Source organism: Streptomyces sp. CBMA29 (assembly GCF_014596445.1).
GTDB lineage: Bacteria > Actinomycetota > Actinomycetes > Streptomycetales > Streptomycetaceae > Actinacidiphila.
This window is the reverse complement of record NZ_MECL01000067.1, coordinates 24752-44750: the sequence shown is the minus strand read 5'-3', so window position 1 is coordinate 44750 and position 19999 is coordinate 24752. Positions and strand designations below refer to the sequence as shown.

Annotated in this window: 16 protein-coding genes; 12 read left to right on the top strand and 4 right to left on the bottom strand. The window is 71.7% G+C overall.

The window, feature by feature from the left end:
* On the top strand, positions 1–1863 hold a 1863-nt coding region (locus tag BGM09_RS10560), incomplete at its 5' end, for an AAA family ATPase (protein ID WP_188281235.1).
* A gap of 108 nt (positions 1864–1971) precedes the next feature.
* Positions 1972–3387 carry a sugar porter family MFS transporter gene (locus tag BGM09_RS10555; protein ID WP_223186626.1) on the top strand — a complete coding sequence of 472 codons (1416 nt, stop codon included), beginning with the start codon at positions 1972–1974 and terminating at the stop codon, positions 3385–3387.
* Between the two features lie 25 nt (positions 3388–3412).
* Here the strand turns inward: BGM09_RS10555 and BGM09_RS10550 are convergent, their stop codons facing one another.
* Positions 3413–4399 (bottom strand): LLM class flavin-dependent oxidoreductase, encoded by a 987-nt coding sequence (locus tag BGM09_RS10550; protein ID WP_188281234.1) that lies wholly within the window; start codon positions 4397–4399, stop codon positions 3413–3415.
* Positions 4400–4695: 296 nt separating this feature from the next.
* Here BGM09_RS10550 and ftsY point away from each other — a divergent pair, with 296 nt between their 5' ends.
* Positions 4696–5904, top strand: a complete 1209-nt coding sequence (ftsY, locus tag BGM09_RS10545; RefSeq protein WP_188281233.1) for a signal recognition particle-docking protein FtsY — start codon at positions 4696–4698, stop codon at positions 5902–5904.
* A 168-nt stretch (positions 5905–6072) separates the two neighbouring features.
* On the opposite strand, the gene BGM09_RS10540 is transcribed toward ftsY, so the two are convergent.
* Entirely contained in the window at positions 6073–6771 is a 699-nt protein-coding gene (locus BGM09_RS10540) for a bifunctional DNA primase/polymerase (protein WP_188281232.1), read from the bottom strand.
* A gap of 311 nt (positions 6772–7082) precedes the next feature.
* Between BGM09_RS10540 and BGM09_RS10535 the strand changes: the two genes are divergently transcribed.
* The 6 genes from BGM09_RS10535 to BGM09_RS10510 all read left to right on the top strand — a co-directional run bounded on the left by BGM09_RS10535 (position 7083) and on the right by BGM09_RS10510 (position 15375).
* Positions 7083–8567 carry a hypothetical protein gene (locus BGM09_RS10535; RefSeq protein WP_317452633.1) on the top strand — a complete coding sequence of 495 codons (1485 nt, stop codon included), beginning with the start codon at positions 7083–7085 and terminating at the stop codon, positions 8565–8567.
* 321 nt (positions 8568–8888) lie between these two features.
* The gene (locus tag BGM09_RS10530) at positions 8889–10226 is read left to right on the top strand and encodes an ammonium transporter (RefSeq protein ID WP_188281230.1); all 1338 of its coding nucleotides are present in this window, start codon (positions 8889–8891) and stop codon (positions 10224–10226) included.
* Positions 10223–10561 (top strand): P-II family nitrogen regulator, encoded by a 339-nt coding sequence (locus BGM09_RS10525; protein ID WP_188281229.1) that lies wholly within the window; start codon positions 10223–10225, stop codon positions 10559–10561. Before BGM09_RS10530 ends, BGM09_RS10525 begins: the two co-directional genes overlap by 4 nt.
* Before the next feature lie 63 nt (positions 10562–10624).
* Entirely contained in the window at positions 10625–13087 is a 2463-nt protein-coding gene (locus BGM09_RS10520; RefSeq protein ID WP_188281228.1) for a [protein-PII] uridylyltransferase, read from the top strand.
* A 131-nt stretch (positions 13088–13218) separates the two neighbouring features.
* Entirely contained in the window at positions 13219–14778 is a 1560-nt protein-coding gene (gene ffh / locus BGM09_RS10515; protein WP_188281227.1) for a signal recognition particle protein, read from the top strand.
* A gap of 72 nt (positions 14779–14850) precedes the next feature.
* The gene (locus BGM09_RS10510; protein WP_188281226.1) at positions 14851–15375 is read left to right on the top strand and encodes a GNAT family N-acetyltransferase; all 525 of its coding nucleotides are present in this window, start codon (positions 14851–14853) and stop codon (positions 15373–15375) included.
* Positions 15376–15399: 24 nt separating this feature from the next.
* On the opposite strand, the gene BGM09_RS10505 is transcribed toward BGM09_RS10510, so the two are convergent.
* Positions 15400–15906, bottom strand: a complete 507-nt coding sequence (locus BGM09_RS10505; protein WP_188281225.1) for a DUF402 domain-containing protein — start codon at positions 15904–15906, stop codon at positions 15400–15402.
* Between the two features lie 251 nt (positions 15907–16157).
* Positions 16158–16973 carry an SAM-dependent methyltransferase gene (locus BGM09_RS10500; RefSeq protein ID WP_188281224.1) on the bottom strand — a complete coding sequence of 272 codons (816 nt, stop codon included), beginning with the start codon at positions 16971–16973 and terminating at the stop codon, positions 16158–16160.
* Between the two features lie 212 nt (positions 16974–17185).
* Here BGM09_RS10500 and proS point away from each other — a divergent pair, with 212 nt between their 5' ends.
* The 3 genes from proS (at position 17186) to rpsP (ending at position 19998) form a co-directional block, all read left to right on the top strand.
* A complete protein-coding gene (gene proS, locus BGM09_RS10495) occupies positions 17186–18598 on the top strand; it encodes a proline--tRNA ligase (RefSeq protein WP_188281223.1) in 1413 nt (470 codons plus the stop codon).
* A 198-nt stretch (positions 18599–18796) separates the two neighbouring features.
* A complete protein-coding gene (locus BGM09_RS10490; protein WP_188281222.1) occupies positions 18797–19387 on the top strand; it encodes a hypothetical protein in 591 nt (196 codons plus the stop codon).
* A gap of 149 nt (positions 19388–19536) precedes the next feature.
* Positions 19537–19998, top strand: a complete 462-nt coding sequence (gene rpsP / locus BGM09_RS10485) for a 30S ribosomal protein S16 (RefSeq protein WP_188281221.1) — start codon at positions 19537–19539, stop codon at positions 19996–19998.
* Position 19999 lies beyond the last annotated feature (1 nt).

The following is a 19999-nucleotide window of genomic DNA, read 5'->3' as shown; positions in this document are numbered from 1 at the left end:
GTCCCGGGGCCGAGGCCGGAGGCCGCAGGGCTGCCGGCGCAGGCGCGGTGGGCGGTGGAACTGGTCGCCGCGGACGGGGAGTTGCTGCCCGCGGTGCGGCGGCTGCTGGACGGGATCGTCGTCGTGGAGTCGCTGGAGGAGGCCGAGGCGCTGGTCGGACGGCGTCCTGAGCTGACCGCGGTGACCGCGGAGGGTGATGTGCTGTCCGCGCACCTCGCGCAGGGCGGCTCGGCGAAGGCGCCCAGCCTGCTGGAAGTGCAGGCGCAGGTCGACGAGGCGACGGCCGAGCTGGAGCGGCTCGACGCGCGCTGTGCGGCGCTGGCGGCCGAGCAGCAGGACGCCAAGGAGCGGCGGGCGGTGGCGACGCGCGAGGTCGAGGCGCTGACGCAGCTCCGCCGCGCGGCGGAGAAGGAGAAGTCGTCGGTCGCGCAGCAGTTGGGCCGGTTCGGCGGCCAGGCCAGGGCGGCGGCGGGGGAGGCGGACCGGGCCGCCGCGGCCGTGGGCCGCTCCGAGGAGGCGCTGGCGGCGGCCCGCGAGGAGTTCGAGGAGCTGTCGTACCGGCTGAGCGAGGCCGAGGAGGAGCCCGGCGAGGAGGAGCCGGACACCTCCGTACGGGACCGGCTGTCCGCCGACGGCGCGAACGCCCGGCAGACCGAGATGGAGGCGCGGCTCCAGGTCCGTACGCACGAGGAACGGGTCAAGGGCCTTGCGGGCCGGGCCGACGGCCTGGACCGGGCGGCGCGCGCCGAGCGCGAGACCCGGGCCCGCGCCCAGCAGCGCAGGGCCCGGCTCGCCTATGAGGCGTCCGTCGCGGCGGCCGTGGCGGAGGGCGCCCGCGCGCTGCTGGACTGCGTCCAGATCTCGCTGGGCCGCGCCGAGCAGGAGCGGGCCGCCGCCGAGCGGGCGAGAGCGGAGCGCGAGGCGGAGCTGGGCCAGGAACGGCGGCGCGGCCGGGATCTGAAGAGCGAGCTGGACCGGCTGACCGGCGACGTCCACAAGGGCGAGGTGCTGGGCGCGGAGAAGCGCATGCGGATCGAGCAGTTGGAGGCCAAGGCGCTGGAGGAGCACGGCATGGAGCCCGCGGGGCTCGTCGCCGAGTACGGCCCCGACCAGCTCGTGCCGCCGTCGCCGCCCGCCGAGGGCGAGCTCCTGCCCGAGGACCCGGAGGACCCGCGCAACCAGCCGCGCCCGTACCACCGCCCCGAACAGGAGAAGCGGCTGAAGGCGGCGGAGAAGGCGTACGCGCAGCTCGGCAAGGTCAACCCGCTGGCGCTTGAGGAGTTCGCGGCGCTGGAGGAGCGGCACAAGTTCCTCACCGAGCAGTTGGAGGACCTGCGCAAGACACGGGCCGACCTGCTCCAGGTGATCAAGGACGTGGACGAGCGGGTGGAACAGGTCTTCACGGCCGCCTTCCACGACACCGCCCGCGAGTTCGAGGGCGTCTTCTCGCGGCTCTTCCCCGGCGGGGAGGGCCGGCTGCTGCTCACCGACCCGGACAACATGCTGACCACAGGTGTGGAGGTTGAGGCGCGTCCGCCCGGGAAGAAGGTCAAGCGGTTGTCGCTCCTGTCGGGCGGTGAGCGCTCGCTGACCGCGGTGGCGATGCTGGTGTCGATCTTCAAGGCCCGGCCGAGTCCGTTCTACGTGATGGACGAGGTCGAGGCCGCGCTGGACGACACCAATCTCCAGCGGCTCATCCGGATCATGGAGGAGCTCCAGGAGAGTTCGCAGCTCATCGTGATCACGCACCAGAAGCGGACGATGGAGGTCGCTGATGCCCTGTACGGCGTATCGATGCAGGGTGACGGTGTGTCCAAGGTGATCAGCCAGCGGCTGCGGAACGGCAAGCAGCCGACCGCGTAGGGCTCCGGGTCACGCCCGGTTCCCGAGTGGTGGCGACCGGCGCGTCGGCTGACACTCGAAGATCCAGACCCTCATGTGAGGGCTCACCGCCGAGCCCGAGGAGCCATCTTGACCAGCACCCCACGATCCTCCGCGCCGGCAGACCACAACGCACTGCCGGAACACCTCGGCCACATCATCTTCATCACGGCCGCCGCCGCCATGGGCGGCTTTCTCTTCGGCTACGACAGCTCCGTCATCAACGGCGCCGTCGAGGCCATCCGTGACAAGTACGACATCGGCTCCGGCACGCTCGCGCAGGTCATCGCCATCGCCCTGATCGGCTGTGCCATCGGCGCGGCGACCGCGGGCCGGATCGCCGACCGGATCGGCCGAATCCGCTGCATGCAGATCGCCTCCGTCATGTTCACCGTCAGCGCCGTCGGCTCGGCACTGCCCTTCGCGCTGTGGGACCTGGCCCTGTGGCGGATCATCGGCGGTTTCGCGATCGGCATGGCCTCGGTCATCGGCCCGGCCTACATCGCCGAGGTCTCGCCGCCCGCCTACCGCGGCAGGCTCGCCTCGTTCCAGCAGGCCGCCATCGTGCTCGGCATCGCCGTCTCGCAGCTCGTCAACTACGCCATCCTCAAGGGCGCCCACGGCGACCAGCGCGGCCACATCATCGGCCTTGAGGCGTGGCAGATCATGCTCGGCGTGATGGTCATCCCCGCGGTGATCTACGGGATGCTGTCGTTCGCGATCCCCGAGTCGCCGCGCTTCCTGATCTCCGTGAACCGGGAGAAGGACGCCAAGGCCGTACTCGCCGACATCGAGGGCGCGGACACCGACCTGGACGCCCGTGTCGCCGAGATCCAGACCGCCATGCGCCGCGAGCACAAGTCGACCTTCAAGGACCTGCTCGGCTCGCGCGGGGGCTTCCTGCCGATCGTCTGGATCGGCATCGGCCTGTCCATGTTCCAGCAACTCGTCGGCATCAACGTGGCGTTCTACTACTCGTCCACGCTGTGGCAGTCCGTCGGCATCGACCCCAGCAGCTCGTTCTTCTACTCCTTCACCACGTCGATCGTGAACATCATCGGCACGGTGATCGCGATGATCTTCGTGGACCGGATCGGCCGCAAGCCGCTGGCCCTGATCGGCTCCACGGGCATGGCCGTCGCGCTCGCCCTGGAGGCGTGGGCCTTCTCGGCCAAGTCCGGCGCCACCCTGCCGAACACCGAGGGCACGGTCGCCCTGATCGCCGCCCACTGCTTCGTGCTCTTCTTCGCCCTGTCGTGGGGTGTCATCGTCTGGGTCTTCCTCGGCGAGATGTTCCCCAACAAGATCCGGGCCGCGGCGCTCGGCGTCGCCGCCTCCGCGCAGTGGATCGCCAACTGGGCCATCACCGCGAGCTTCCCGAGCCTGGCGGACTGGAATCTGTCGGGCACGTACGTCATCTACGCGTGCTTCGCGGTGGCCTCCATCCCGTTCGTACTGCTGTTCGTGAAGGAGACGAAGGGCAAGACGCTGGAGGAGATGGGGTGACGCCGCACCCGGCGTCCGCGACGCGTCACGCGGCCAGCTTGGGGAGCACCTGTTCCGCCAGCAGCCGCAGGCTCCGCCAGCCCTCGTCGACGGGCATGCCCCCGCACAGCGGGTGCAGCACCAGGCTCGCCTGGTCACCGCCCGCCTCGGCGAGGGCGACGCACTGCGCCGGTGTGACGATCCGGTAGACGCCCTCCGCGCGCAGTTCCGCCACGCCCGACGCGGCCGAGCGGACCGCCGAGTGGATGTCGCCCGACTGCCAGGACGCGTACGTGCGCGCCTCGTGCAGCAGGTGCCCGCCGTACTCGGCCCAGGCCCGGTCCGGGTCCTCCGCGATGTGCAGCAGCGGCACGTCGGCCGGGGGCATCAGGCACCAGCCCTCCGTGCCGTACGCGGCCAGCCGCTCCTCGTAGTACGCCGCCAGTTCCGGCAGGTGCGCGCTGGGGAAGAACGGCAGGCCGAGCCGGGCCGCCCTGCGGGCCGCGGCCCGTGAGCTGCCGCCGATCAGCAGCGGCGGATGCGGCCGGGAGTACGGGCGGGGCGTGACGCGTACGGTACGGCCGCGGTAGTCGAAGGGCTCGCCGGTCCAGGCCGCGATCAGCGTGTCGAGCACCTCGTCCTGGAGGGCGCCGCGCCGGTGCCAGTCCTGGCCGAAGGCCGCGTACTCCTCCGGGCGGTAGCCGATCCCGGCCACCGTGACCAGCCGCCCGCCGCTGACCAGGTCCAGTACGGCCAGGTCCTCCGCGAGCCGCAGCGGGTCGTGCAGCGGCCCGATCAGCGCGGACACGGTCACCGAGATCCGGCTGGTGGCGCCGAGCACGGCCCCCGCGAAGGCCAGCGGCGCCGAGAGCCAGTTGTTCTCCGCGCCGTGGTGCTCCTCGGTCTGCACGGTGGTGACACCGTGCTCGTCGGCGTACCTGGCCATCTCCAGGGCCGCCCGGTACCGGGCTCCGAGTGCCTTCGGTTCGGCCCCCGGATCGATCAGATTCATGCGCACGACGGTCACGGTCATGGCGGACGGCCCCCTTCGCCGGATGCGGGCGACCGGAGATTAGCTGACGTAGCGTCAGATTCACAGGGCTGTGGCGGGCCGGGCCGGGCCGGACCTGGCAGGGGAAAGCCGCCGTCCGTCGCTCGCGCGGCGCGGATACGGGCGCGGATACGGGCGCGGGTCCTGGGCGGACGGGGGGTTTCCCGTACGGTTGACGTGCGCGTGTGCCTGACCGAGCCGTGACGCCTCGGTGGTCCCGAGGGTCGGTGGGCTAGCATGCACACGCCCTGACCTGGTGAAAGGCTCCGAAAGAAACCATGGAAATCGTCGTCCTTGCCGTAGTCATCGCCCTGGTCGTGATCCTCGGCGCCGGTGGACTGGTCGTCGGCAGCCGCCGCAAGAAGCGGCAGCTCCCGCCGACGCCGCCGAGCAGCCCGTCCGTCACCGCGCCTCCCGCGGAACCGCACGTCGGTGACGAGGCCGAGACCCCGCGGGAGGAGCCCCGCAGGACCATCGAAGAGGTCGAGCTGCCCGGCGCGACCGCCGCGCCCGACGCCGTGGAGGAGGTGCAGGTCCCCCAGGCGCCGGTGATCGAACAGCCGGAGCCCACGGCGGGACGCCTCGTCCGGCTGCGCTCACGGCTGTCGCGCTCGCAGAATTCGCTGGGCAAGGGCCTGCTCACGCTGCTCTCCCGTGAACGGCTCGACGAGGACACCTGGGAGGAGATCGAGGAGATCCTGCTCACCGCCGACGTCGGCGTCGCGCCCACCCAGGAGCTGGTCGAGCGGCTGCGGACCCGCGTGCGGGTGCTCGGCACCCGGACGCCGGACGAGCTGCGCGGGCTGCTCCGCGAAGAGCTGATCACGCTCCTCGACCCGGAGCTGGACCGCACCCTGCGCACCGAGAGCCACGAGGAGTCCCCGGCCGTCCTGATGGTCGTCGGCGTCAACGGCACCGGCAAGACCACCACCACGGGCAAGCTCGCCCGCGTGCTGGTCGCCGACGGCCACAGCGTCGTGCTCGGCGCGGCCGACACCTTCCGCGCCGCCGCCGCCGACCAGCTCCAGACCTGGGGCGAGCGCGTCGGGGCGCGTACGGTACGCGGCCCCGAGGGCGGCGACCCCGCCTCCATCGCCTTCGACGCGGTCAAGGAAGGCATCGCCGAGGGCGCCGACGCGGTGCTCATCGACACCGCGGGCCGCCTGCACACCAAGACCGGCCTGATGGACGAGCTGGGCAAGGTCAAGCGGGTCGTCGAGAAGCACGGCCCGGTCGACGAGGTGCTGCTCGTCCTCGACGCCACCACCGGCCAGAACGGCCTCGTCCAGGCCCGCGTCTTCGCCGAGGTCGTCGACATCACCGGCATCGTCCTCACCAAGCTCGACGGCACGGCCAAGGGCGGCATCGTCGTCGCCGTCCAGCGCGACCTGGGCGTCCCGGTCAAGCTCATCGGCCTCGGTGAGGGCGCCGACGACCTGGCCCCGTTTGAGCCGGGCGCTTTCGTAGACGCGCTCATCGGGGACTGAACGGGGACTCATCGGGGACTAGGCCCCGTCGTACGGCTGCGGTAAGGGGCGCTCACCCAGGTGAGCGCCCCTTACTCGTACCTGGTTGTGTACGGCAGGCGGCAGGCGGCAGGCGGCAGGCGGCAGGCGGCAGGCGGCAGGCGGCAGCGGCAGCGGCAGCGGCAGGGCTCAGGCGAAGGCGCTGTCGCGGTGGCTGACGTACGCCAGAGTGCCGAGCAGGAGGCGGGCCTCGGGGGGCTGGGCGGCCGAGTCGAGGACCGGCTCGCGGAGCCAGCGGACCGGGCCGTGGCCGCCGAGGTCGGACGGGGGAGCGGTCACATGGTCGCCGGGGCCCAGGCACCACAGGTCGAGGCGCGCGTCGTCCCAGCCCATCCGGTAGAGCAGGTGCGGCAGTTCGGCGGCGGCGCCCGGCGCGACGAAGAACTGCGCGCGCCCCGTCGGCGTCAGCAGGACCGGGCCCAGCCGCAGCCCCATCCGCTCCAGCCGTACCAGCGCCCCGCGCCCGGACGCCTCGGCCACGTCGAGCACGTCGAAGGACCGCCCCGCGGGCAGCAGCACCGCGGCCCCCGGCACCTGTGACCAGGCATGGGCGGCCCGCTCAAGCGTGGTCCCCGCCGGGATCTCGTCGGCGAAGGGCAGCGGATGCGCGCCGGGCTCCTTGCAGTCGTCCGCGCCGCACGAGCACGAACCGCCGCCGCGCGAGGCCCGCGCACCGGGCACCACGGCCCAGCCGCACAAGCCCGTGTACTCCGCGACAGTGGTGCACACGGCGGCGCGCGTTCGCCGGCGCGCGCCGGGCCGAACCCCGGACCGCCCTCCGGTCCGCTGCTGCCGGATCTCCCGCATGCTGCCGATCGTGAACACCATGACACCTCCAACGGATCGCCGCGCCCGATGGTTACGCACCCGCCTGACCTCGTCCGACCGGCATGTGTCAAGTGAATCGCCTGTCGCCATAGTCGAGTTCATTCGAAGGGGTGGCGAATGGTGGCGTTTCCGCAACAACGGTCGCGGACGGGTGATCGTAGGATTACTTTCGGTTCGTAGGCCGACGAGGGCCGCCCGCACGCCTGCTCGGTTATGCCGGAGGCATGCGTACGGCGGTGCGTGCGGTGTCGACAGGACTCAACCAGCCCTGGTATCCAAAGGGTTGAGCTAGTTCGGATGGGGGCTTGACCGTGGGCGGCACACAAGAGAAGCAGCCCAACGCGCAGTTGACCTCTTGGTTCGTGCGCAGTGGCTGGTCCAAGGGCGAGCTGGCCCGTCAGGTGAACCGCAGGGCACGGCAGTTGGGCGCCCACCACGTCAGCACCGACACCTCACGCGTGCGCCGCTGGCTCGACGGCGAGCAGCCCCGCGAGCCCATCCCGCGCATCCTGTCCGAGCTGTTCTCCGAGCGCTTCGGCTGCGTGGTGCCCGTCGAGGACCTGGGGCTGCGCTCCGCGCACCAGCCCGCCGCGGGCGGCGACGTGGACCTGCCGTGGGCGGGCCCGCAGACCGTCCAGTTGATCAACGAGTTCTCCCGCAGCGACCTGATGCTCGGCCGCCGCGGCTTCCTCGGCGCCTCGCTCGCGCTGTCCGCGGGCCCCGCGCTCGTCGAGCCCATGCAGCGCTGGCTGGTGCCCACCGGCACCGCCGCGGCCGGCCCGCAGGGCCCCGCACCCGCCGACGGCCCGCTGCTCACCGCGCCCCGCGACGCCGCGGGGCGCCCCTCACGGCTGTCGGAACAGGAGTTGCAGCTCCTGGAGTCCACCACCGTGATGTTCCGCGAGTGGGACAACCAGTGCGGCGGCGGTCTGCGCCGCAAAGCCGTCGTCGGCCAGCTCCACGAGGTCACCGACCTGCTCCAGGAACCGCAGCCCGAGGCCGTGGCCCGCAGGCTGTACCGGATCACCGCCGACCTCGCCGCGCTCGCCGGATGGATGAGCTACGACGTCGGACTCCAGCCCACCGCCCAGAAATACCTGGTGCTCGCGCTGCACGCCGCAAAAGAAGCGGGCGACCGGCCGCTCGGCGCCTTCATCCTGTCCTCGATGAGCCGTCAGATGATCCACCTGGACCGGCCGGACGACGCCCTGGAGCTCATCCACCTCGCCCAGTACGGCAGTCGGGATTCGGCCACCGCCACCACCCAGGCGATGCTGCACTCGCTGGAGGCCCGCGCGTACGCCAACATGGGCCAGGTCAACAAGTGCCACCGCGCCGTCCGGATGGCCGAGGACACCTGGAGCGACTCCCGCCCGGCCGAGGACCCGTCCTGGATCAGCTTCTTCAACGAGGCCGAACTGAACGCGGAGAACGCGCACTCCTACCGCGACCTCGCCTACATCGCGGGCCGCAGCCCCACGTACGCCTCCCTCGCGCACCCCGTCATGGAGCGCGCCGTCGAGCTGTTCAGCAACGACCCGGTGCACCAACGCGCGTACGCGCTCAACCTGGTGGGCCTGGCCACCGTGCACCTGCTCCAGCAGAACCCCGAGCAGGCGGCCCACTGCACCGAGGACGCCATCACCGTCGCCAAGCGGGTCCGCTCCGAGCGCGTCAACACCCGCATCCGCAAGACCACCCAGTCCGCGGTACGCGACTACGGCGGTGTCGCCGAGGTCGTCGCGCTCTCCGACCGGCTCTCGGTGGAACTCCCGGAAGTCGCCGCGTCCGCGTAAACGTCGGCGCGGCCGTCCCCGTGACGCGGCAATACCGTCACGCCTGTCCCGGCCGTCCCGTATACCGACGGGTATCCGACCGGCTTCCCTGACTCGTGGCCGGTCCGTATCCGCTTCGTATCCCATCCCACGTCACACGCGTATACAGCCTTCCGGTCACGTACGGCCGGTTCACCTTTACGTAACACGCGCGACTTCTTCGTCACGGCGCCGAAACACCGTGCGGCATCGTCGGAAACCCGCCTGAGCGAATCTCTTGGCGAAAACCGGCCCAACCCTTGCACCGCCCGCACGGGCCGTTCGGATGACGAGGAGACGCCGATGGCACCAGCCATCATCACGCTGGCCGCGGATGCGCCCAAGCTCGATACCGGAAGTACGGCGTTCATGCTGATCAGCGCCGCCCTAGTGATGGTGATGACCCCAGGTCTCGCCTTCTTCTACGGCGGCATGGTGCGCGTCAAGAGCGCCCTGAACATGCTGATGATGAGTTTTATCAGTCTGGGCATCATCACCATTCTCTGGACGCTGTACGGATTCAGTTTCGCCTTCGACAGCGGTAGCGGCTTCATGGGCGGCACCGACTGGGTGGGCATGCGCGGTATCGGTATCTCGGAGCTCTGGCCGGGATACGGGATCCCGGTCTATGTCTTCGCCGTCTTCCAGCTCATGTTCGCGATCATCACACCGGCGCTCATCAGCGGCGCCCTCGCCGACCGCGTCAAGTTCACCGCATGGGCGCTGTTCATCACCCTGTGGGCCACGGTCGTCTACTTCCCGGTCGCGCACTGGGTGTGGGCCTCCGACGGCTGGCTGTTCAAGAAGGGTGTCATCGACTTCGCCGGTGGTACCGCGGTGCACATCAACGCCGGCGCCGCGGCCCTCGGAGTCATCCTTGTGATCGGCAAGCGCAACGGGTTCAAGAAGGACCCGATGCGCCCGCACAGCCTCCCGCTGGTCATGCTCGGCTGCGGCCTGCTGTGGTTCGGCTGGTTCGGCTTCAACGCGGGCTCCTGGCTCGGCTCCGACGGCGTCGCCGCCGTGGCCTTCACCAACACCCAGGTCGCCACCGCCGCCGCGATGCTCGGCTGGCTGATCTACGAGCGGATCAGGCACGGCTCCTTCACCACCCTGGGCGCCGCGTCCGGCGCGGTCTCCGGCCTGGTCGCGATCACCCCGGCCTGCGGCTCGGTCTCCCCGCTCGGCGCCATCGCCGTCGGTGTGATCGCCGGTGTCGCCTGCGCCGCGGCCGTCGGCCTGAAGTACCGCTTCAACTACGACGACTCGCTCGACGTCGTCGGCGTCCACATGGTCGGCGGCATCGTCGGCTCCCTGCTGATCGGCTTCTTCGCCACCGGCGGCGTCGGCCAGACCGCCAAGGGCGTCTTCTACGGGGGCGGCTGGCACCAGCTCGGCCTCCAGTTCATCGGTGTCGGCGCGGTCCTCGGCTACTCCCTGGTGGGCGCCGCGGTCCTCGCCAAGCTCATCGACGTCACCATGGGCTTCCGGGTCACCGACGACGAAGAGGTCACCGGCGTCGACCAGGTCCTGCACGCCGAGACCGCGTACGACTTCGCGGGTGTCGGCGGCCGGTCCTCCGTTCCCGCCCCCGGTGCGACCAGCGAGGCGGACGCCGCCAGCAAGAAGGTGGACGCGTGAAGCTCATCACCGCCGTCGTGAAGCCCCACCGGCTCGACGAGATCAAGGAAGCGCTCCAGGCGTTCGGCGTCCACGGCCTCACGGTCACCGAGGCCAGCGGCTACGGTCGGCAGCGTGGACACACCGAGGTCTACCGGGGCGCGGAGTACACCGTCGACCTGGTGCCGAAGATCCGCATAGAGGTGCTGGCGGAGGACGCGGACGCCGACCAGCTCATCGAAGTGATCGTGAAAGCGGCCAGAACCGGCAAGATCGGTGACGGCAAGGTGTGGAGTCTGCCGGTCGACACGGCCGTCAGGGTCCGCACCGGCGAGCGCGGCCCGGACGCGCTCTAGACCGACGGGCGCGGCCCCGACGCGCTCCAGGACCATTCCATTGGCCCCCAGCGTGGAGAACGAGTGACCGACAGCGTCGAAGCGCAGGACAGCAGTTACGCGGCGGCCCGGCTGCGCCTCCTCACCGAGGAGGCGCGGTCCGGGCCGCCGCGCCGTGCGGCCCTGGCCGCCCTCACCGACCAGTGGCTCGCGCAGCTCGCCACCGAGGCCGCGGCGGCCACCGGCACCACGGGCTTCGCCCTGCTGGCCGTCGGCGGCTACGGGCGCGGCGAGCTGTCACCGCGCAGCGACCTCGACCTGGTGCTGCTGCACGACTCGCAGAAGACCGTCGCGGCCCTCGCCGACCGCCTCTGGTACCCGGTCTGGGACCTCGGCCTGGCCCTGGACCACTCGGTACGCACCCCGGCGGAGGCCCGGCAGACCGCGGCGGAGGACCTCAAGGTCCAGCTCGGCCTGCTCGACGCCCGGCACATCGCGGGCGACTCCGCGCTCACCGCGGCCCTGCGCAGCAGCGTCCTGGCCGACTGGCGCAATCAGGCACCCAAACGGCTGCCCGCGCTGCACGAGATGTGCCAGGAGCGCGCCGAACGCCAGGGCGAGCTGTCGTACCTGCTGGAACCCGACCTCAAGGAGGCCCGCGGCGGCCTGCGCGACGCCACCGCCCTGCGGGCCGTCGCCGCCTCCTGGCTCGCCGACGCGCCCCGCGAGGGCCTCGAAGAGGCCCGCACCACCCTGCTGGACGCCCGCGACGCCCTGCACCTGGCCACCGGCCGCGCCACCGACCGGCTCGCCCTCCAGGAGCAGGACCAGGTCGCCGACGCGCTCGGCCTGCTCGACGCCGACGCACTGCTGCGCCAGGTCTACGAGGCGGCCCGGCGGATCGCGTACGCCTCCGACGTCACCTGGCGCGAGGTCGGCCGCGTCCTGCGCTCACGCCAGCAGCGGCCCCGCCGCCGCGGACTGCTCGGCCGCGGCCGTACCTCCCCCAGAGCCTCCGGCCCGGGAGGCGCCCCCGCCGCCGTCCACACCCCCGAGCGCGTACCGCTGGCCGACGGCGTCGTGGAGCAGGAGGGCGAGGCCGTGCTGGCACTGGCCGCCAGACCCGACCGCGACCCCGTACTGGCCCTGCGCGCGGCGGCGGCAGCGGCCCAGGCCGGGCTGCCGCTGTCGCTGCACGCCGTCCGCAGGCTCGCCGCGTCGGCCAAGCCGCTGCCCGTGCCGTGGCCGGGGGAGGCCCGCGAACAGTTCGTGACACTGCTGGACGCCGGCGAGTCCACCGTCCAGGTCTGGGAGGCGCTGGAGGCCGAAGGGCTGATCACCCGGCTGCTGCCCGACTGGGAGCGGGTCCGCTGCCGCCCGCAGCGCAACGCCGTACACCGCTTCACCGTCGACCGGCACCTGGTGGAGACCGCCGTGCAGGCCGCCGGGCTGACCCGCCGCGTCGGCCGCCCCGACCTGCTGCTGACCGCCGCGCTGCTGCACGACATCGGCAAGGGCTGGCCCGGCGACCACAGCGAGGCGGGCGAGGTCATCGCCCGCGACGTCGCCACCCGGATCGGCTTCCACGAGGCCGACGTCGACACCCTCGCCCTGCTGGTCCGCCACCACCTGCTGCTCATCGACACCGCGACCCGCCGCGACCTCGACGACCCCGAGACCATCCGGTCGGTCGCCGAGACCGTACGGGACACCTCCACCCTGGAACTGCTCGCCGCCCTCACCGAGGCCGACGCGCTGGCCACCGGGCCCGCCGCCTGGAGCACCTGGCGGGCCTCGCTCCTGGCCGACCTGGTGGACCGGGTCGCCGGGGCCCTCGACAGCGGCGCGCTCCCGCAGGTCGCCGAGCGCGAGCCCACCGCCGAGGAGGAACGCCTGGTCATCGAGGCCGCCCGCACCGGCGGCCCGGTGCTGGCGCTGCACGCCCACACCGAACCCGAGGCCGAGGGCGACGCCCAGGACGAGGCGCTGGGCGTGGAACTCGTCCTCGCCGTCCCCGACCGGCCCGGCCTGGTCGCCCAGGCCGCGGGCGTCCTCGCCCTGCACCGGCTCACCGTCAGGGCCGCAGACCTGCGCGCCGTCGACCCCATCGACGAGGGCCCGATCGCGCTGCTGACCTGGCGGGTCTCCGCCGAGTACGGCGCGCTGCCCGAGGCCGCCAGGCTCCGCGCGGACCTCGCCCGCGCCTTCGAGGGCACCCTGGACATCGAGGCCAGGCTCGCCGAGCGGGAGGCCGCCTATCCGCGGCGGCGCGGCATCACCCCGCCGCCGCCCCGCGTCTCCGTCGCCCCCGGCGGCACCTCGCAGACCGCCACCGTCCTCGAAGTCCGCGCCCACGACGCCCCCGGCCTGCTGCACCGCATCGGCCTCGCCCTGACCGCCGCCGCCGTCACCGTCCGCTCCGCGCGGATCTCCACCCTGGGCGCCAACGCGGTCGACGCCTTCTACGTCGTCGGCAAGGACGGCGATCCGCTGCCCCCCGCCCGCGCGGCCGAGGTGGCCCGACAGGTCGAGAAGGCGCTGAGGTGAGTCGAGAAGGCGCCGCGGTGAGGGGGCGGCCGGGGCGGCGACTATGAATCCGGGGCGAACCGAACGGGGGTCGGCCAAGTACCCTTGAGGACGACCACCGCCCACCCCCGACGCGAGGATCCACGACCGACGTGTTCGATACCCTCTCCGACCGCCTTGCAGCAACCTTCAAAAACCTCCGGGGCAAAGGCCGTCTGTCCGAGGCGGATATCGATGCCACCGCGCGCGAGATCCGGATCGCGCTGCTCGAAGCCGACGTCGCCCTCCCCGCCGTGCGCTCCTTCATCGCGAACGTCAAGGAGCGCGCCCTGGGCGCGGAGGTCTCCAAGGCGCTCAATCCCGCGCAGCAGATCGTCAAGATCGTCAACGAGGAACTGGTCGGCATCCTCGGCGGCGAGACCCGCCGCCTGAGGTTCGCCAAGCAGCCGCCGACCGTGATCATGCTCGCGGGCCTCCAGGGCGCCGGCAAGACGACGCTCGCCGGAAAGCTCGGCAAGTGGCTCCAGGGCCAGGGACACACCCCGCTACTGGTCGCCTGCGACCTCCAGCGCCCCAACGCCGTCAACCAGCTCAGCGTCGTCGCCGAGCGCGCGGGCGTCGCCGTCTACGCGCCCGAGCCGGGCAACGGGGTGGGCGACCCGGTCAAGGTCGCCGGGGACTCCCTGGAGTTCGCGAAGACCCAGCAGTACGACATCGTCGTGATCGACACCGCGGGCCGCCTCGGTGTCGACGAGGAGCTGATGCGGCAGGCCGCGGACATCCGCGACGCCGTACGCCCCGACGAGATCCTCTTCGTCGTCGACGCGATGATCGGCCAGGACGCGGTCAACACCGCGGAGGCGTTCCGCGACGGCGTCGGCTTCGACGGCGTGGTGCTGTCCAAGCTGGACGGCGACGCCCGGGGCGGCGCCGCGCTGTCGATCGCGCACGTCACCGGCAAGCAGATCATGTTCGCGTCGAACGGCGAGAAGCTGGACGACTTCGACGCGTTCCACCCGGACCGGATGGCCTCCCGGATCCTGGGCATGGGCGACATGCTGTCGCTGATCGAGAAGGCCGAGCAGACCTTCAGCCAGGCCGAGGCCGAGAAGATGGCCGCCAAGCTGCAGAGCAGCAAGGGCGGCAAGGACTTCACGCTGGACGACTTCCTGGCCCAGATGGAGCAGGTCCGCAAGATGGGCTCCATCTCCAAGCTGCTCGGCATGCTGCCGGGGATGGGCCAGATCAAGGACCAGATCAACAATCTGGACGAGAAGGACGTCGACCGCACCGCCGCGATCATCAAGTCGATGACGCCCGGCGAGCGGCAGGACCCGCACCTCATCAACGGCTCGCGCCGCGCCCGTATCGCCAAGGGCTCCGGCGTCGAGGTCAGCGCGGTCAAGGGCCTGGTGGAGCGGTTCTTCGAGGCGCGCAAGATGATGTCGCGGATGGCCCAGGGCGGCGGCATGCCGGGAATGCCGGGGATGCCGGGCATGGGCGGCGGCCCGGGGCGGCAGAAGAAGCAGCAGAAGCAGGCCAAGGGCAAGCGGCAGAGCGGCAACCCGATGAAGCGCAAGGCGGAGGCCGAGGCTGCCGCCGCCCGCCGCGAGCAGCAGGGCCAGGGGCAGGAGGGCGACAGCCCGTTCGGTCTGCCCCCGGGCGGCGAGAACTTCGAACTGCCCGACGAGTTCAAGAAGTTCATGGGCTGAGCCCGGCGACGGGACCCGGCGGCGTGCGCATCCCGCGGGCGCGCACGCCGTACGGGAGGCGATGATGGGCCTATGCGCGTTTCCATTCGAGAGCCCAGGCCCGCAGACGCCGAAGCACACCGCGCGGCGGTGCTGCGCTCAGCGGAACACCTCAGGCCGTGGAATCCGGTGGACCCGGACGGTTTCCACGAGCTGCTGCGGCAGCAGGGCGGCGAGCTGCGGACCTTCCTCATCTTCAACGACGAGGACGGCGGCCTGGTCGGCAAGTGCAATGTCGCCAACATCGTGCGGGCCCGGTTCCGCAACGCCGCGCTGGGCTATGACAGTTACCTGCCGTACAACGGCACCGGCCGGATGAGCGAGGGGCTGCGGCTGGTGGTGGACCGCTGCTTCACCAGCTATCCGAACGGCCTCGGGCTGCACCGCCTGGAGATCAACGTCCAGCCGGACAACGGCCGTTCGGTGGCGATGGCCAGGCGGCTCGGCTTCCGTCACGAGGGCTTCTCCCCGCGCATGCTCTTCATCAACGACGCGTGGCGCGACCACGAGCGGTTCGCGCTCACCGCCGAGGAGTGGCCGGGTCTGCCGGCCGACTGACGTATCCGACAGGGTGCGCATCCCTCAGGCCAGCAGCCCGCGCAGTCCTCCGGCCCGTGCCAGCGCCTCCAGTTCGTCCAGCGCGCGGACGGCCCGCCCCGCGGCCTCGGGGTCGGTGCCAGGCAGGCCGCTCGCCGCGAACTCGTCCTCGTCCAGGCGCAGTACGGCCGTGCCGTCGGCGGACACCCACAGGTCGAGGTCCAGATCCTCGACGGTGAGGCCGTCGGCGGCCACGAGCGCGGGCCTGGCGATGTCGCAGTACCAGCCCTTGAGCGAGCCGCGCCCGTCGCGCACCTCCTTCACGGCGTACCAGCGGTCGCGCCAGTAGGTCTCGGTGAACACGTCACCGGGCTCGAAGCGGACGAAGCCGAAGTCCCTGGCCTCGGGCGCCGCCCAGTCGGCGCGTACGGTCACGCGTACGCCGTCGTCGTGCAGCACGGTCGCGGGATAGCGGCGCTTCTCGCGGCCGGCCTTCGTCAGACGGACGGTGGTCGGGGCGGCGGCCGGGAGCGCTGGGGAGGTGTCGGGCACGCTGCCGACCCTGTCCGACGCGCGGCGGGGCGGTCCACCGAATTTCCGCGGGCCGCCTGGTTTTCCGCGGGCCGCGTGCGCCGTTTCGTATACGACGCCGCCGCGGGATCAGATGCCGGCCCGTTGCCGGAGCGGGGCAAGATTTTACCTACGCCCGCCTGCCCGCGCCTGCCCGCGCCCACCTGTGCCCGCCCGCGCCCGGCCTGCCCGCCGGGCCGGTTTCCCTCCGGTCACCGCGCGTCAGAGGCGTCTCACGCGCGGACGATCAGATACCGGAAGACGTTTTCCATCCGCACCGAGCCGTCCGGCCGCCGGTACGGGTGCAGCGCCTCGGCGATCTCCTTGTCGACCTGCTGCCGGTCGGTGGCCTCGACCGCCGCGTCGAAGAGCCCGGTGGAGAGCAGACCGCGCACCGCGCTCGGCAGATCCGGGTAGCCGAAGGGGCAGGACACCCGCCCCGAGCCGTCAGGGCGCAGCCCCGCGGCGAGTGCCAGATGCTCCAGGTCGTCCCGGCCGCTGAGCCGCACCTCCCGGGCGGCGGGCCCGCGCGGCTCCGCCAGCCGGGTCGCCACCCGCAGGACTCGCGAGGTCGCGCAGCGCTCGGGCGGACCCCAGCCCGCCAGGACGATCGCGGTGTCCGGGTCCGCCGTGGCCGCCGCGGCGCACAGCGACGGCAGCGACTCGGCCGCGGGAGCCGCCGGGTCGAAGGCCGTGACCAGGTCGAAGCCGCCGGAGAGCCGGTGCGGAACCCCCGACGTCAGCCGCGTCCTGCCGCGGGCGCGGGCCGGGCCGCCCCAGGGATGCGCGGGAAGCAGCCGTTCACGGGCCAGCGCCAGCCGCTGCTCGTCCGTCTCGAAGCCGGTGACGGTCGCGCCCCGGTCCGCCGCCAGCAGCAGCGCGAGCCCCGCGCCGCAGCCGAGGCCCAGTAACCGGGTGTCCGGGCCGACCTCCAGCCGGTCGTACACGCTCTCGTACAGCGGGACGAGCATCCGTTCCTGGATCTCCGCCCAGTCCCGCGCCCTGCTCTCCGCGTCGGACCTGGTTCCGCGATAGAGCGTAGAAGCCATCGACCGCCCCAATCAGATGTGCGCCGTCGTTTTGCCCCCGTGGTGCCGTACCTGCCGCTTGCGTCCCCGAAAGCCAGACAACTGCTGAATCCCGACGCCGTCCAGGGTCCGGAGTGCCCATTTTTGGAACTACCCGCCCAGGCGCCGCACCGGTCCCGGGCCCGACCGGACCGATTCACGCTCGGGGCGGGCGGGGCCGTAACATCTGCGTCATGGCAAAGGCTCCCGTTCTCACCCCCCAGGCGGATGATTTCCCGCGCTGGTACCAGGACCTGATCAGCAAGGCCGAGTTGGCCGACAACGGCCCGGTGCGCGGCACCATGGTCATCCGGCCTTACGGCTACGGCCTGTGGGAGCGGATGCAGCAGGACATGGACGCGCGGATCAAGGAAGCGGGCGCGCAGAACGCGTACTTCCCGCTCTTCATCCCGCAGTCGTACCTGACGCGCGAGGCCGAGCACGTCGAGGGCTTCGCGCCCGAGCTGGCGGTCGTCACGCACGGCGGCGGCAAGGAGCTGGAAGAGCCGATCGTCGTCCGGCCCACGTCCGAGACGATCATCAACGAGTACTTCTCCAAGTGGGTGCAGAGCTACCGCGACCTGCCGCTGCTGATCAACCAGTGGGCGAACGTGGTCCGTTGGGAGCTGCGCCCGCGGCTGTTCCTGCGCACCACCGAATTCCTCTGGCAGGAGGGCCACACCGCCCACGCCACGTACGAGGACGCGCGCGCCTACGCCGCCCGGATCCAGAAGGACGTCTACGCGGACTTCATGGAGAACGTGCTGGCGATGGACGTCGTCCTCGGCCGCAAGACCGCCAAGGAGCGGTTCGCGGGCGCGATCAACACCCTCACCCTGGAAGGGATGATGGGTGACGGCAAGGCGCTCCAGCTCGGCACCAGCCACGAACTGGGGCAGAACTTCGCCAAGGCGTTCCACACGCAGTACCTGTCGAAGGACGGCACGCAGGAGCACGTCTGGCAGACGTCCTGGGGCAGCACGACGCGGATGATCGGCGCCCTGGTGATGATGCACGGCGACGACAACGGGCTGCGGGTGCCGCCGCGGCTGGCGCAGACCCAGGTCGTGGTGCTGGCGATCAAGGGCGACGAGGCGGTCGTCGCCAAGGTGCGGGAGATCGGCCAGACGCTGCGCGCGGCCGGGCTGCGCGTGCACGTGGACGACCGCACCGACACCCCCTTCGGCCGCCGCGCGGTCGACTGGGAGCTGAAGGGCGTGCCCGTCCGCGTCGAGATCGGGCCGCGCGACCTGGAGGCGGGCACCGCGATGCTGGCCCGCCGGATTCCCGGAGGCAAGGAGCCGGTCGCCATCGACACCCTGGCCGACCTGCTGCCCAAGGTGCTCGAAGAGGACCAGGCGACGCTGCTGCGCGAGTCCCGCGAGCGCCGGACGTCCCGCACCGTGGACGTCGCGACGATCGAGGAGGCCGCCGAGGCCGCCGCCACCGGCTGGGCCCGCATCCCGTGGGCCGATCTCGGTCCCGAGGGCGAGGCCAAGCTCGCTGAGCAGGGCGTTTCCGTACGCTGCCTGGTCGCGCCCGACGGTTCGGTGCCGGACGCCGACGACGCTCCTGGCACGCTGGCGATCGTCGCGCGCGCCTACTGAGGCCGCTCGCGTCCGCTGACCGAAAAGCGGCGTGCGTTATATGTGAATCGTCCGTCGATGGGGCGGGTGCGCGGGTTCTCCACAGACCTGCACACCCGCCCTTCGTCATGCGCATCATCCGGAACTGACCGATCAGTGCAAATTATTTACGGTAGCCCGGTATCGGAACACCGGGAGCGCCCGGCTCGTTGTCACGGCGTGAGCACGACACCACCTGTTCTCGCCGCCGAGCTGGCAGTCGCCTGGGCCGATATTCAACGGCACCATCCCGAGCTGCCCGACCTGGCCGCGCCCGAGTCCCTGATCGGAGAGTCGTCGTCCGCCTGCGGCAACGAGCTCTCCTTCGAAAGGCTGCTGCACGAGGCCGTGCACGGGATCGCCGCTGCCCGCGGAATCCGTGACACCTCGCGTGCCGGCCGCTACCACAACCGCCGATTCCTGGCCATCGCCGACGAAATGGGCCTCGATCACGCGGAGGAGCCGCACCCGAGCAGCGGCTTCTCCCTCGTGGTGATGCGCCCTGACACCCGGAAGCGCTACCGGGTCACCATCGACCGGCTACAGCGCGCCCTCAAGGCGCACACCGTGGCCACCACCGCCGACACCGCACGCTCCTTCCGCGGGCCGGCCGCCAGGCACGGCTCGTCGGGCGGCGGGGTGCGGGTCAAGGCCGTGTGCGACTGCGGGCGCAATGTCCGGGTCGTCCCGTCGGTACTGGCTCAGGCGCCCATCATGTGCGGGGCCTGCGGGCAGCCGTTCCGGATCCCGGAGGTCGTCGGGGTCGGCTGAGTGTGGCAGAATGTCCAGTCGAGAACTCGACAGCCGTGCAGGAACCCTCTCTCCTTCGGCTGACGCGTCCACCGGGCGCGACGACTCCCACAACCCCACGTGGAAGTCCGCTGCGCCCAAACACGTCAATTCCAGGAGAACCCACTCCCGTGGCAGTCAAGATCAAGCTGAAGCGTCTGGGCAAGATCCGTTCGCCTCACTACCGCATCGTCGTCGCCGACTCCCGTACCCGCCGTGACGGCCGGGCCATCGAGGAGATCGGCCTGTACCACCCGGTGCAGAACCCCTCGCGCATCGAGGTCGACTCGGACCGCGCGCAGTACTGGCTCTCCGTCGGCGCCCAGCCGACCGAGCCGGTCATGGCCATCCTGAAGCTCACCGGTGACTGGCAGAAGTACAAGGGCCTCGAGGCCCCGGCTCCGCTGCTCGTCGCCGAGCCGAAGGCCGACAAGCGCGCCCTCTTCGAGGCCGCCGCCAAGGACAGCGCGGACGAGCCCAAGGGTGAGGCGATCACCCCGAAGGCGAAGAAGTCCGAGAAGTCCGAGAAGTCCGAGAAGAAGGCCGATGACACCGCCGAGGCTCCGGCCGCGGCCGAGTCGACCGAGGTCTGAG